Annotated in this window: 16 protein-coding genes; 10 read left to right on the top strand and 6 right to left on the bottom strand. The window is 42.2% G+C overall.

Annotated elements, in window-relative coordinates:
* Together K1X66_04095 and K1X66_04100 are read right to left on the bottom strand one after the other, a co-directional pair.
* On the bottom strand, positions 1 to 366 hold the full coding sequence (locus K1X66_04095; protein MBX7157549.1) for an arsenate reductase family protein: 366 nt from the start codon (positions 364 to 366) through the stop codon (positions 1 to 3).
* A 2-nt stretch (positions 367 to 368) separates the two neighbouring features.
* On the bottom strand, positions 369 to 953 hold the full coding sequence (locus K1X66_04100) for a TMEM175 family protein (GenBank protein MBX7157550.1): 585 nt from the start codon (positions 951 to 953) through the stop codon (positions 369 to 371).
* Between the two features lie 171 nt (positions 954 to 1,124).
* On the opposite strand from K1X66_04100, the gene K1X66_04105 reads away from it, so the two are divergent.
* The 6 genes from K1X66_04105 (at position 1,125) to K1X66_04130 (ending at position 4,978) form a co-directional block, all read left to right on the top strand.
* Positions 1,125 to 2,405, top strand: a complete 1,281-nt coding sequence (locus tag K1X66_04105; GenBank protein ID MBX7157551.1) for a sorbosone dehydrogenase family protein — start codon at positions 1,125 to 1,127, stop codon at positions 2,403 to 2,405.
* Between the two features lie 45 nt (positions 2,406 to 2,450).
* A complete protein-coding gene (locus K1X66_04110) occupies positions 2,451 to 2,936 on the top strand; it encodes a ferritin-like domain-containing protein (GenBank protein MBX7157552.1) in 486 nt (161 codons plus the stop codon).
* Positions 2,937 to 2,950: 14 nt separating this feature from the next.
* Entirely contained in the window at positions 2,951 to 3,208 is a 258-nt protein-coding gene (locus tag K1X66_04115; GenBank protein ID MBX7157553.1) for a hypothetical protein, read from the top strand.
* A gap of 166 nt (positions 3,209 to 3,374) precedes the next feature.
* Entirely contained in the window at positions 3,375 to 3,617 is a 243-nt protein-coding gene (locus K1X66_04120) for a hypothetical protein (GenBank protein ID MBX7157554.1), read from the top strand.
* A gap of 4 nt (positions 3,618 to 3,621) precedes the next feature.
* A complete protein-coding gene (locus K1X66_04125) occupies positions 3,622 to 3,933 on the top strand; it encodes a DUF3175 domain-containing protein (GenBank protein ID MBX7157555.1) in 312 nt (103 codons plus the stop codon).
* Positions 3,934 to 3,958: 25 nt separating this feature from the next.
* Positions 3,959 to 4,978: an alpha/beta hydrolase fold domain-containing protein gene (locus K1X66_04130; GenBank protein ID MBX7157556.1), complete on the top strand. Its 1,020-nt coding sequence runs from the start codon at positions 3,959 to 3,961 to the stop codon at positions 4,976 to 4,978.
* On the opposite strand, the gene K1X66_04135 is transcribed toward K1X66_04130, so the two are convergent.
* A complete protein-coding gene (locus K1X66_04135; protein MBX7157557.1) occupies positions 4,968 to 5,609 on the bottom strand; it encodes a hydrolase in 642 nt (213 codons plus the stop codon). The genes K1X66_04130 and K1X66_04135 overlap by 11 nt on opposite strands.
* A gap of 123 nt (positions 5,610 to 5,732) precedes the next feature.
* Here K1X66_04135 and K1X66_04140 point away from each other — a divergent pair, with 123 nt between their 5' ends.
* Complete coding sequence (locus tag K1X66_04140) at positions 5,733 to 6,035, top strand: hypothetical protein (protein MBX7157558.1); 303 nt, start codon at positions 5,733 to 5,735, stop codon at positions 6,033 to 6,035.
* Positions 6,036 to 6,088: 53 nt separating this feature from the next.
* Here K1X66_04140 and K1X66_04145 read toward each other — a convergent pair whose 3' ends face one another.
* Positions 6,089 to 7,465 (bottom strand): AAA family ATPase, encoded by a 1,377-nt coding sequence (locus K1X66_04145; GenBank protein ID MBX7157559.1) that lies wholly within the window; start codon positions 7,463 to 7,465, stop codon positions 6,089 to 6,091.
* Positions 7,466 to 7,605: 140 nt separating this feature from the next.
* Here K1X66_04145 and K1X66_04150 point away from each other — a divergent pair, with 140 nt between their 5' ends.
* The 3 genes from K1X66_04150 to K1X66_04160 are packed head-to-tail and all read left to right on the top strand — an operon-like array spanning position 7,606 to position 11,513.
* Complete coding sequence (locus K1X66_04150) at positions 7,606 to 8,580, top strand: tRNA-dihydrouridine synthase family protein (protein MBX7157560.1); 975 nt, start codon at positions 7,606 to 7,608, stop codon at positions 8,578 to 8,580.
* A 55-nt stretch (positions 8,581 to 8,635) separates the two neighbouring features.
* Entirely contained in the window at positions 8,636 to 10,075 is a 1,440-nt protein-coding gene (locus tag K1X66_04155; GenBank protein ID MBX7157561.1) for a TolC family protein, read from the top strand.
* Between the two features lie 4 nt (positions 10,076 to 10,079).
* Positions 10,080 to 11,513: a copper oxidase gene (locus K1X66_04160; GenBank protein ID MBX7157562.1), complete on the top strand. Its 1,434-nt coding sequence runs from the start codon at positions 10,080 to 10,082 to the stop codon at positions 11,511 to 11,513.
* Between the two features lie 63 nt (positions 11,514 to 11,576).
* Here K1X66_04160 and K1X66_04165 read toward each other — a convergent pair whose 3' ends face one another.
* Together K1X66_04165 and K1X66_04170 are read right to left on the bottom strand one after the other, a co-directional pair.
* Entirely contained in the window at positions 11,577 to 11,891 is a 315-nt protein-coding gene (locus K1X66_04165; GenBank protein MBX7157563.1) for a cytoplasmic protein, read from the bottom strand.
* A gap of 7 nt (positions 11,892 to 11,898) precedes the next feature.
* Entirely contained in the window at positions 11,899 to 12,981 is a 1,083-nt protein-coding gene (locus tag K1X66_04170) for an alkene reductase (GenBank protein MBX7157564.1), read from the bottom strand.
* Positions 12,982 to 13,066: the final 85 nt, after the last annotated feature.

Genomic DNA, 13,066 nt, shown 5'->3' on the forward strand with positions numbered 1-13,066 from the left:
TTATTTTTTAAAAGCCGCTTTCCATTCAGCTTCGCGGAAGCCGACCAGAAATATTTTTGCTTGAGGATCGAGGACAAAGGGTCGTTTTACTAAGTTTCCATTTTTATTAAGAAGGGTTAGAGCTTCTTCGATGGAGAGATTTTCTAATTTTTCTTTCAATCCTTGAGCGCGATAGTCTTGGCCCGAGGTATTGAAGAGCGAGCGAAGATTGTTATCACGAGCTTTGAGCATGGTTTTCAAATCGGAGAGGGAAGGAGGTGTTTCGCGAATGGGTATATCTTGGAAAGGAATGTGATGAGTTTTGAGCCATTTCATGGCATTGCGGCAGGTGGAGCATTGATGGTAAACGTAGAGTTTGAGCATAATCGTTAAATGTGTTGATCGGCAAAAATTTCAACATTTTTGTCAGGGATGAAATACATAATGGCGGGTAGGGTAACTAGGATGAGAGCGCCAGTTATCCAAACTAAAGAACAGAGAACGGCTAGCGCATAGATGATAATGGCAATGAGATTTTTGTGACGCATATTTTGATGCAAACGGCTTGCAGTTTTGTCGGTGCGATGTTGCGCGGCGATGGAAGTGCGAAGTAGATAATAAGCTAAAGCAGAGGTGAGTTTGACGCTTGCATACAGTGAAACAGAGAGGCGGTTACCGTGAGTTTCTCCTAAGTATGCGGTGACAAAGGGGATAAGAGACATCCAGAAAAGTAAATGGATATTGGCCCATAAAACGTAGCCATCCACTTTTTTAGCAAGTTGGATAAGGTGATGATGGTTGACCCAGTAAATGGCGATGATGATGAAGCTAAGAAGATAGCTGAGAAAAGTGGGCCAAAGTTTGAATAGGGCGGTGAGGGTGGGTTCGTGAGGCGCTTTTAATTCGATGACCATGATGGTGATAATGATGGCGATAACACCGTCACTAAAGGCTTCGAGGCGATTGGTTTTCACTGGATTGGATCGTGGCTGGGTGAGGGAGGCGGTGTCAAGTCTAGTTCGGAGAACAATGCCGGTGCACTTTGAAATCCTGATTTGTGGCATTCCCGGAGGAATGGGGCGAGTGAAATTGATAGGGGAATCATGGCCAGCTTGATAGTTATGTGATTTCATTAAATTAACCTTATGAAAGCATTGTTTTTTTTCGGCACGCTGTTAATCGGGTTATTGCGTTGGGAGTTTGTGGTAAAGGCAGTGGAGCAGAAAAAAATTCAAGAGATTCAAATCAAAGAATTTGATCCAAAACTCATTCGCGTGGAAATTAAAAATTTGCCTAATCCTTATGCCACGGAGAGTGCCTCACAATCACCGCGTGTGGTGGATATTCCGAAAGATCCCATTTTGGAGGTTCCGAAAGGGTTTAAAGTAAATGTATTTGCGGAAAATTTGGATGAGCCGCGTTGGCTGGCATTGACGCCTTCGGGTGATGTGTTAGTGACAGAGACGCGTAAGAATCGTATTTTATTATTGAGGGACACGAATAAGGATGGGGTGATGGATGAGTCGGAAGTTTTTGCGGATGAAAAGAATGGATTGAATATTCCATTTGGGATGGCATTTACGGACGATGCTTTTTATGTTGGAAATTCCGACGCAGTGTTGCAATGGCCGTTTAAAAAAGGGCAAAATCGGATGGAGGGCAAAGGAGAGAAAATTGCGAGTTTGCCAGGAGGAGGTTACCGTCAGCATTGGACGCGCAATGTGCGTGTGAGTCCGGATGGGAAACGTTTGTTTGTGACGATTGGATCAAAAAGTAATGCGGATGTGGAGCCATTGCCACGCGCTTCGGTGCAGGTGATGGATTTGGATGGGTCCAATCAAGAAACGTTTGCCTATGGGTTAAGAAATCCGGTGGGCTTGGATTTTCATCCTATAACGCATGAAGTTTATGTGACGGTGAATGAGCGAGATGAATTGGGAAATGAGTTAGTGCCTGATTTTTTTACGCGTGTCAAAGAAGGGGAATTTTACGGATGGCCGTATGCTTATTTGAGGCCGGAACTTTTGGATCCGCGTCATACGAGAAACGGGAAGAGTTCTCAGTCTGATTTAGTTAAGGAAACAAAAACACCGGATGTTTTGTTTGAGGCGCATTCAGCTGCTTTGGGCTTGGCTTTTTATTCGGGAGAAGCATTTCCGGAAAAATATCGTAATGGAGCATTTGTGGCATTTCGGGGGAGTTGGAATCGAAGCCGAGGGACTGGCTACAAAATTGTTTTTGTCCCCTTTGGCAAGGATAACCGACCGCTGGGTTATTACGAAGATTTTGTGCGAGGTTTTTTAATTGATCCAAGTATTCCCAAAACTTGGGGACGGCCTGTTGGAGCGCTTGTTTTACCAGATGGCAGTTTAATTTTTACAGAGGAGCCCAACGGACGGATTTATCGGGTGCGATATGAGTCTTGAACTAAGCTGCTTGCTCAATATGTGGTTTTGTTTTATGATAAAAGCATGGCTAACAAAAATTTCTCTAACGAATTAAATATCACTCGCGAACAGATGGTGGAATTGTTAAACGAAGATTTGGCGCGAGAATATCAAGCGATTATTGCTTATGTGGTCTATAGTCAGACTCTCAAAGGACCGGAATACATGGATATTGCTCAGGAGTTAGAGTTGCACGCGACTGAAGAATTGGCTCATGCTATTAAAATTGCTAAACAAATTGATTATTTTGGAGGCATGCCTTGTGTGACACCCAAAGCGGTGAAAACCTCGAATGATGCTAAGGAAATGTTGCATGCGGATTTGGAGAATGAGCGAGAAACGATTGCGCATTATCGTCAACGGATTCGTCAAGCTGAAGCGATGGGCGAATTTGCATTGAGCGAGACGCTGCGACAGATTATTGTCCAGGAACAAGAGCACGAAATTGATTTGTGCGATGCCTTAAATATCGATGTTCCTAAGCCTAAAGCGGCTCCGGATAATTCATAGTTTAAGCGAATAAAATGCGAGGCTATCGGTTGGGTCTCTTTTTGGTAGGGCTAGGGTTATTTATCTTAGTTATTGGCTTTCTCTTCTTTGATCCATTTATTCCACCGCAAGATGCGCCTCTTGAGTTGCAAAGGCAATTTGATCAAGAAAAAGCGCAAGCGATTCGTATTTATCAATGGGGCAAAATTACTTTGTTGTTGGGAGGCATCGGTTTATTAGGGGCTTGGTTGAGAACACGATTAAGAGGCAGGTGCAAAAAAACTAATCTCTAGCAATTAAGCCAGGTTATTTGACAGGCTCAATTTGTTTTGCAGATTAACGTTTGCAGATAATTAGCGGAATAAAATCTGCATCAAGCAGTAATTTTTTCTTAGTATTTTGTTGTCTTAAAATGGTGTTTTTTGTTTGTAGCCGTGTTTTAAATTGAAAGGATTTATTATGAAAAAAACAATTTCTCCCAAGCGCAATCGTCGATCAGAAAGATTGCACGAGAGTAGTAAAAATAAAATTGAACGGCGGACGATTAAGCTAGGTCGAAATGAAGAGCCGGGTAGCAGCGGGAGTCGCGCTCCGAAGCTGGGAGTTTCTGGGGAAACGAATATAAAGAAAAAGTTCGTTAATATAGGATTAAAAGCTTCTCGAGAAACCTCTTCGGGTTGGAAAAATTTTTATAATGAATGAGTTTATGGCTTCGAAAAAAACAAATTCGAAAAAATGGTCGAAACATGTCATGGAAACTAGTGACGCTTTGGATTTAGAAGAAGGCGTTTTTTCGAAAAAGAATCCACGTGATATTGCGTGCTCACTGAAGCGATCGGCAGATCGAAGTAAGAGGCGTAAATCTAATCCCTATCGTTCTGCTATGTCGATGTTGACCTTTTATATCAATCGAGGAGGGAAAAAACTTCCTAAGACCCAGCGCAATCGTCTTGAGGCGGCTAAAGATGAACTGCGAGATCTGTATGGGAAAAACGATGAAAGAAAATCAGGGGAGTGAATTTAATTTCGAATAATTAAACTTTATGAAAAACTCTAAAAATATGACCGATGCTATGCAGGAAATTTTGGATGTTCACGCAACCATGAATCCTTTACCCATCGAGGAGCTGACTCCGGAATTGGCTCGACAAATGCCTTTGATAGATCGTGCCGCCATAGCGGTGTATGGTCGTCATTTTACTAAAAAAGCTTTGCTGCCCCTGCCGATTCCTGTGGGAAAGGTTGAGCATCGTTTAATTCCAGGCTCGGCGGGTAATACCATTTTGATTCGTATTTATACGCCAAATGGTAAAGCGCCTGATGAAGGGTGGCCCATCTTAGTTTATTTTCATGGCGGAGGTTGGGTGTTGGGCACACTTGATACTTATGATTCGTCCTGTCGCGCACTTTGTGATGAGGCTAATTGCATCGTAGTTTCAGTACATTATCGACAAGCGCCAGAAAATCCCTGGCCAGCCGCCGTGGAAGATGCTTTTGCGGCTTACCAATGGATCTGTGCTCAAGCTCATGAATTTCATGGAAGCGTGGCGACACAAATTGCAGTTGGCGGAGAAAGTGCGGGAGGAAATCTAGCTGCCGTGGTGGCCCAAATGGCACGAGACCAAGGGGTCGTTATGCCTTTGCATCAGCTTTTAATTTATCCTGTTACCGATTTAGCGAATGGAATGAATAGCACTTCAGCACGGGAACATGCTCAAGCGAAACCGCTCAATTTGCCAATGCTTCACTGGTTTTATAATCATTATGTGCCCGCCGGCGCAGAACGCACGAATCCTTATATTTCGCCTTTGTATGCAGAAGGTTTTATCGGTTTGGCGCCGGCTACCATTATTTTAGCAGAAATTGATCCTTTGCGAAGCGATGGCAAGGCCTATGCGGCTAAGCTGGAGCAAGCCGATGTTCCTGTGAATTTGAAAATTTACGAGGGAGTGACTCATGAATTTTTTGGTCTCACTGGATTGGTAAAGGAAGCAAGCTCAGCGCTTTCGATGGCAGCCAAAGATTTGCGTCGGTCGTTTAACGAAATTTTGGTTAATGCTTGAGCTTTGAAGTTTGCTGTAAGGCATTATAACTGGTGATTAAATTTTGATAAGCCGGCAAATGGTTGGATAGCAAGCTGCCCAGACCTTCGATATCATTGCGCCAGTCACGATGCAATTCGCATGCCACGCTAAACCAATTCATGAGTTGAGCGCCAGCGGCTGACATCCGCGCCCAAGCCGCGTGACGCACCGCTTCATTAAATGTTCCCGAAGCATCCGTTACCACAAACACTTCATAGCCTTCTTCCAAAGCAGAGAGAGCGGGAAAAGCCACGCAAACATCGGTTACTACGCCCGCAATAATCAATTGCTTGCGACCGGTTTCTTTGATCGCCTTGACGAAATCTTCATTATCCCATGCGTTGATTTGACCTGGTCGCGGAATGTAAGGCGCTTTGGGAAACATTTTCTTTAATTCTGGCATCAATGGTCCATTAGGCCCTTGCTCAAAACTCGTCGTTAAAATAGTTGGCAAATTAAAAAATTTTGCCAGATCCGCCAGCGCCAACACATTATTCTTAAATTCGTCCGGCGAAAAATCTTGCACTAACGAAAGTAAACCTGATTGATGATCTACTAACAACACCGCAGCATCATCTTTTGAAAGTCGATTGTATTGAAATTTGTTCATGATAATTTTTATTTGGTTACAGAGCTTGATTTAAGCTGCTCTTTTGCAGATTGGAAATTAAAAAGATGATTTGCTGCCTGGGAAGTTAAAGTTTAGGCTTTATTTGGAAAATGAAGACCATTTATGAAAATCGTTAATCCTTTAAAAGCGCTTTTTGGTAAGGGTAAACCCAGTTCCTTGCGCTCTGTTCAATACCATCAGTGGGAGGACGCGTTTGAAGTCGATTTTGAAGATGGGCTTTCTTTCTTAGAACCTCATAGCACTATTCGAAAAGCTAATAAGATTTCTTCTAAAGCCAATCCTGTGAGTGTTGAGTTAGAGCAGGAATTGAAGCATGGTTTTTTTGTTCATTACGACAACGGACAAATTGCCGAAGTTTCCTGGGCTTTTATTAAGGAATTGCCGCCGAAGGGTGCTAAGAAATAAAATCTACAACTTTTTAATTGGCTATTTTAGAAACTTTTTTTCTTAAGGAAAATTTAATTATCATCAAATTTTTGCGAAATTTTTTCAAAAATTTTTCTTGTTTCGTCTTTGAATTCATCGTGAATTTTTTCTTCGACATCAAGTAACCCTTTTTGATTTGGTTTATCTGATTTAGTTCGAACGTCATCTGCAGGAATACTGAAAAATGAAAACTCTGGAAACTTTTCATTTAACTCTTTTAATTTTGTCTCATTCTTTGCATCAAGAATTCCGACAACATGTTGAAATCCTAATTCTTTTAAAAGTTGTGCAATTAGTGGCATATTAGTAACTCCGCCAACACCCCAACCAAAAAAATTGCCTTTAATTTCTACGCTAAGTTGATCAGCGATTTTGGGATAAAAAATTACATCATCTTGTCCTTCAACTAAAATAACCTTATCATCTAAAAAGAATACTTCTCTGGCATCTAAGCCTAAAATATGCGGATTATTTTGATTTTTAAAAAGATTTACTAGGTTAGATTGTGTGCCCTCAGATAATTGTGATATTGTAGAATTGCCTTCTTTTAAATGCACACGTGCAATGCTACCTTTGTTTTCAAACATTAAAAGGTTGATAAAGTATGATGAATGAGTGGAAACGATTATTTGTCGATCTTTAGAAAATTTAATAAAGAGCTTTGCAATTTTTTTTAGTAAAAGTGGATGAAGAGAAAGCTCTGGTTCGTCAATGACTATTACGTTTTTGGGTGAGGAATCATATAATGCATCTATAATAAAAAGTAGACTAATTAAACCATCCCCAAGGCCCTCGCTATTATGATAATAATCATTTTTCTTAAATTTAATATAATATTGACCATGGCCATCTTGATCTATTATCCAATCCAGAGGAGAATCAATAACTTCATTTAAAAGAGAATTAAATTTTTCATGATTTTTTAAATAAGCATAAGTTAACCTTTGACTGAATTGATTTGTTTGAATGCCTCGTAAATTTTCGCTGAAATAGGAAGTATAATTAGCTCTATTTACTGATGAATTTGTGAAAAAAGGAGCAAAATATCGACGTGAGGGTAAAACATAAATATTGGGAAAATTTTGAATTGGTGGTTTGGGTTGTAGTTCAGTATGACTTCCACCAACTGAAGCGGTCTGTAGGCATTTTATACTTCCATAGGTTGTTGTAGCCTTTATCTCTATTTTTTCATCAGCTTGTTTATTTCTTTTACCTTCATGAAAAGGTGGTGGAGAGTGATCTTTTGCAGTAAGTGTATTTAAAGCTTCAATAATTGAAGATTTCCCAGAGTTATTAGGTCCTACAATTAAAGTTAATCCACTTCCTGGAAAAGCGTTAGGAATAGCAAATTTTAGTTCTTGTTTATTTGCAAATCCACGTAAACCACAAATCTCTAATTTTTGTAGCACATTATTATCTTATATAGGTTTATTTTACTCTGTGAATTTTATTTTACTTAAGACGAGCGTTTAATTTGTATATACTGAGGGTGAAATTACGTTGAATATTATTTATGTTAATACGGAGACCAATTCTAGCCCTTGCTCCTATGCAAGATGTGACGGATTTGCCATTTTGGCGGTTGATGGCGAAATATGGGGGAGCGGATGTTTATTTTACGGAGTATTTTCGGGTTCATAAAGATTCGCGGTTAGATAAACCGATTCTAAAGTCGATTACAGAAAATCCGACAGGGCGGCCGGTCGTTGCGCAGATGATTGGGAACGATATTTCGTCACTCGTGCGAACAGCACATGAATTAGAAAATTATCCGGTGGCTGCGATTGATTTGAATTTAGGTTGCCCTGCGCCGACGGTTTATAAAAAGTGTGCGGGCGGTGGTCTATTAAGGGATTTGCCTTTGATTGATTCGATTTTGGGTGCGTTGCGCGAAGCGATTTCGGGAAAGTTTACTGTGAAAACACGTTTGGGTTTTGAGGATGAGAGAACGTTGGAAAAATTGCTGCCAATTTTTAGACGTCATTCGTTGGATTTATTAACGGTGCATGGTCGAACGGTGAAACAGATGTATCGTGATGGGGTGCGCTATGATTTGATTGCGAAAGCAGTCGAGGCAATGAACTGTCCGGTGCTAGCGAATGGCAATGTTTATTCGGCACACGATGCGGAGCGCATCTTGGACATGACGAAAGCGCAAGGATTGATGATTGGTCGCGGCGCGATTCGCAATCCGTGGTTATTCGAACAGATTCGATCGCATTTGCGAGGGGAAACTTTTGCTTTGCCAATAGGTCGAAACGTTTTGAATTATATTTATGAGCTTTATGAGGCGGTTTGTGATCCTGCTGTGTCTCCGCGAATTCAGGTGCAGAAGATGAAAAAATATCTCAATTTTATTGGTGAAGGAGTGGAAGCAACGGGACAATTTTTGCATGAGATTCGTCGAGTCGAAACGCGTGAGGATTTTTTTAGAGTTTGCAACGAATATCTCGATCATGATGAACCGCTTCCGCTTGAGCCATTTCCGAAGAAAATTTTTAGTTCTGAATTAGTCCTGAACTAAGGCGAAATAATGAAGAGTCTGGTAATGGATAGTTAGTTTGCTATGCTAGTTATCAGTGAATAGAAAAGTTCCATGGCTAAATTGGATTGTGCCTTTGATTGGACTTTTTATGGTGAGTTGTGCCAGTACAGATCCGCAAGCGGCATTTGATGAGGTGAGTGAGACGGTTGCTCAGCGGACAGGTCAGCGTCCCAAGTGGATGCGGGAAGATGGCGATGAGCAAGAGATAGAAAAAGCGGTTCAAGCTTTTTTAAAAAATGATCTGACTGTTCAATCGGTGACGGCTATTACTTTATTGAACAATCGTTCCTTGCAGGCGCAATGGGAAGAGATTGGCATTTCTCAAGCGGAATTGGCTCAGGCATCGCGAGCTCCCAATATCGAAATTGCGGGCATGTGGCGATTTCCGAATCGGCCACCCTCCGCTTTAAATATGGAATATTCGGCTGCAGCTAATTTTTTGGATTTGTTGATGTTGCCGGCTCGAACCAAAATCGCGAAACAAAATCTTGAACAAACTAAGCTTCAAGTTGCGCATCATATTCTTCAAATCGCAAGTGAAGCGCAAACAGCTTTTTATACGCTTCAAGCGCATTTGGAATCTTTGAAACGAAAGGAGGCTGTGATTCAGGTGAATGATGCGGCTGTCGAGGTGGCTCAACAACAATATAAGGCGGGAAATGTTCCTGACCTTGAGCTTTATCAGCAACAAGCTGCGGCTTCTCAAGCGCAACTTGATTTAGTACAGGCGCAAACGCAAATCCGATCGGATCGTGAAAAACTGAATCGTATTATGGGTTTATGGGGAAAGGAAACGGATTGGGAAATCGCTGATTCTTTACCGACTTTGCCTAAAAAAGAGTTTTCATTGAAAAATCTTGAGGAGTTAGGTTTGAATCAGCGATTGGACTTGGCAGCTGCGCGTAACCAAAGTTTAGCAGTTGTTAAAGCGTTACAATTAAAGAAATTTTCTCGTTATTTTCCCGGGGCAACGATTGGTGTGAGCGCGGAACGCGATACGGATCGACAAACGGTGATCGGGCCGAGTCTTTCTTTGGAGTTGCCTATTTTTGATCAAGGTCAACCGGCCCTTGCGAAACTCGCGGCTCAATATCGTCAAGCGCAACGAAATTTTGAAGCGTTAGCGATTAATATTCGTTCGGAAGTTCGCGAAGCGCGCGATGTTTTGGTTGCCGCACGTCGCGCGGTAGCGTTTTATGAAGAGACGTTATTGCCGCAACATCAAAAAATTTTGCGTGAAACACTTTTGCAATACAATGCTATGCAAAAAAGTAATTATGATTTGCTTGCCGCTAAAGAAAAAGAGCAAATGGCTCAACAAGGTTATATTGACGCTTTGCTAAGCTATTGGATGGCTCGGGTGGAGTTGGAGCGGGTGGTTGGGGGCCGTTTAACGGATGATGAAATAGTTTTATCGAAACCTGTTCCAGCAACGTCTCATAATGTAGCACCTCAAAACCATCAGCATCATTAAAATTATGATTAATCGTCGAAAATTTCTAACTGCTGCTGCCGCCGCTTCAGGAGCGGCTTTGGTTGGCAAGTTGATGCCTACAGCGCGAGCCATTGGCGCTTCTTCAGAAAAAATCGTTCCCGTTAGCACGGGTAAAACGGAATCGTTTAACCCGCCATCGGGTTGGAAGGGATATAAACCCGTTATTACTCCTAATGGATTAACGTTGCCATGGAAAATGGTGGGTGGGGTAAAAGTTTTTCATTTGATTGCTGAGCCGGTTACACATGAGTTTGCGTCGGGTTTAGTGGCTGAATGTTGGGGATATAATGGTCGAGTGCACGGTCCCACGATTGAGGCCGTAGAAGGAGATCGGGTGAGAATTTATGTGACGAATCGACTTTATTCCCCAACGACGGTGCATTGGCATGGTGTGCTTTTACCGAGTGGGATGGATGGAGTGGGAGGATTGAGTCAAGCCGCGATTCAACCGGGCGAGACGTTTCAATATGAATTTATTTTAAAACAGCATGGCACATTGATGTATCACTCGCACCATGACGAGATGACTCAAATGCAGTTAGGCATGATGGGACTTTTTGTGATTCATCCTAAAAATGCTTCGGACAATCCGCCCGATCGTGATTATGCCATTATGTTAAGCGAGTGGAAAGTAGAAGTGGGCGCGCGTCGGCCTGATCCCAATGAGATGACTGATTTTAATATTTTTACCATGAACGCACGCAGTTTTCCTGGAACGCAACCGCTACTAGCTAAGGTAGGGGATCGCGTGCGAATTCGTTTGGGTAATTTAAGTTCTATGTCGCATCATGCAATTCATCTGCATGGTTACCATTTTAAAGTGGTTGAAACGGATGGTGGTGAAATTCCTAAAGAGGGACAATGGCCCGAAACTACGACGATTGTGCCTACAGGGAGCACACGCACGATTGAATTTACTGCTTATGAGCCGGGCGATTGGGCGATGCATTGTCACATGTTGCATCATATCATGAATCAGATGGGTCACCAATTTGGCAATGTGATTGGCGTTAACACTAAAGAGTTAAATCAGAAAATTCGTCCTCTCATCCCCGGTTACATGGTCATGGGACAACATGGGATGGGAGATATGGGCGAAATGCATATGACGGTGCCACCGAATTCTATACCGATGGTTGGCGGGCAAGGTCAGTATGATTATATTACTATGGGCGGGATGTTTACGATTCTTAAAGTGCGCGAAGAGTTGCCGGAGGACGGTTCTGATCCAGGTTGGTATGAAAGCCCGCCCGGCACTTTGGCTCAGGTTGCTGCAGAGGAAGATTTAAAACGCGACGGTATTGAGTTGTCTAAAGATTCCTCACAAGCCAATGCCTTGCTTTTTAATGAAGAGAACTTGTGCGGAGTGATTCCTTCAGCATCGAAAATTGTTACTGCTCGCGTTAAAACTCATTAATGCATTATAGTTTTAATAACATTTTACCTAATTTTTACTAACACGGATCTGGCTCTGGGATATTTATTTTTCGATGCTATGCAGCCACCAACGCGTACGTGTGCTTTTCGCTTTGCCAAAACTACGTTGGAAATAGACGCGCAAGAGTGTGCCGTCTTTGGTTTGCAATCGATAACTGTGTTTTCTTAAGTATCGTTCGCCACTACCATGTTTACAATCGCCATATTCTTTCCATTGTGCAACTACTTTGGTGATGATGAATTTTTCATCACGCCAAATAAATTTTTTCGGAAGTCCAGGTTCCCCATAAGCCATGCGTCGAGGATCCAAGCTTTCTTGATCTGGCAGGATAGGTTCGCTGATGAAAGTGCGAGTCATTCGAGATTTAACTCTTTTTTACTGTGTTGTTTTTTGAAACTTCAAGAAATGGGTAATCGACATAGCCTTGAGGGCCTGAAGCGTAGAAAGTCTCAGGAGTGGGTTCATTCAAGGAGGCGTCTTGAGCAAATCTTTGAGGAAGATCGGGATTAGCAATAAATAGTTTACCAAATGCAATGGCGTCAGCTTCACCAGTTTGAAGTACTTGCTCGGCAGTTTTTTGAGTGAAATTTTCGTTGGCAATATAAATTCCACCAAAAGCTTTTTTTATTTCAGGGCCGATACGATTAGGGCCTAGAGACTCACGAACACATAGGAAAGCAAGTTTGCGTTGACCAAGTTGATGTGCAAGGTAAGTGAAAATTTCTTTCGGGTTGGAATCATGCATATCGTGCGTATCCCCTCGTGGAGAAAGATGGTAACCCACACGGTCGGAACCCCAAATTTTTATGACGGCATCGGCCACTTCTAGCATCAGTCGAGTACGATTTTCTAAAGAGCCTCCATATTGGTCAGTGCGATGGTTGGTTCCATCTTGTAGAAACTGGTCCAAGAGATAACCGTTGGCGCCATGAATTTCGACTCCATCAAAACCAGATTCTTTGGCATTGAGAGCGCCTTGGCGGTAAGCTTCGATGACGCTCGAAATTTCGCTCGTTTCTAAAGCTCGCGGTGCAACAAAAGGTTTTTGAGGTCGCACTAAACTCACGTGGCCCTTGGCTGGAATAGCACTTGGAGCAACGGGAAGTTTGCCATTGAGATACATTGGATCAGAAATACGTCCAACATGCCAAAGTTGTAACAACATTTTTCCACCGCTCTCATGAACGGATTTGGTAATGGTTTTCCACCCCTCAATCTGTTCTTTGGACCAAATCCCTGGTGTGTTGGGATATCCAACTCCCATGGGAGAAACTGCCGTGGCTTCTGAAAAAATCAAACCGGCGGAAGCGCGTTGAGTGTAGTACTTTTTCATGAGCTCGTTGGGCACGCGACCTTCACTGGCTCGACAACGGGTGAGGGGCGCCATGAAAATGCGATTGGGCAGGGATAAAGCGCCGATTTGAATAGAATCAAAAAGAGAAGTCATATTTTAAGTTTTGAAAATAAAAACGTATATCAAACTAACATGCACTTTAATTAGTAACAATAATTAATCTTTTGCACTTTTTTTA

The sequence above is a fragment of the Verrucomicrobiia bacterium genome, from assembly GCA_019694135.1.
In the GTDB taxonomy this organism is placed as follows: Bacteria; Verrucomicrobiota; Verrucomicrobiia; order JADLBR01; family JAIBCM01; genus JAIBCM01.

Coding starts and splice junctions, on each gene's coding strand:
- K1X66_04105 (MBX7157551.1), top strand. CDS start 1,125: ATGAAAGCATTGTTTTTTTTCGGCACGCTGTTAATCGGGTTATTGCGT.
- K1X66_04110 (MBX7157552.1), top strand. CDS start 2,451: ATGGCTAACAAAAATTTCTCTAACGAATTAAATATCACTCGCGAACAG.
- K1X66_04115 (MBX7157553.1), top strand. CDS start 2,951: ATGCGAGGCTATCGGTTGGGTCTCTTTTTGGTAGGGCTAGGGTTATTT.
- K1X66_04120 (MBX7157554.1), top strand. CDS start 3,375: ATGAAAAAAACAATTTCTCCCAAGCGCAATCGTCGATCAGAAAGATTG.
- K1X66_04125 (MBX7157555.1), top strand. CDS start 3,622: ATGGCTTCGAAAAAAACAAATTCGAAAAAATGGTCGAAACATGTCATG.
- K1X66_04130 (MBX7157556.1), top strand. CDS start 3,959: ATGAAAAACTCTAAAAATATGACCGATGCTATGCAGGAAATTTTGGAT.
- K1X66_04135 (MBX7157557.1), bottom strand. CDS start 5,609: ATGAACAAATTTCAATACAATCGACTTTCAAAAGATGATGCTGCGGTG.
- K1X66_04140 (MBX7157558.1), top strand. CDS start 5,733: ATGAAAATCGTTAATCCTTTAAAAGCGCTTTTTGGTAAGGGTAAACCC.
- K1X66_04150 (MBX7157560.1), top strand. CDS start 7,606: ATGCAAGATGTGACGGATTTGCCATTTTGGCGGTTGATGGCGAAATAT.
- K1X66_04160 (MBX7157562.1), top strand. CDS start 10,080: ATGATTAATCGTCGAAAATTTCTAACTGCTGCTGCCGCCGCTTCAGGA.
- K1X66_04165 (MBX7157563.1), bottom strand. CDS start 11,891: ATGACTCGCACTTTCATCAGCGAACCTATCCTGCCAGATCAAGAAAGC.
- K1X66_04170 (MBX7157564.1), bottom strand. CDS start 12,981: ATGACTTCTCTTTTTGATTCTATTCAAATCGGCGCTTTATCCCTGCCC.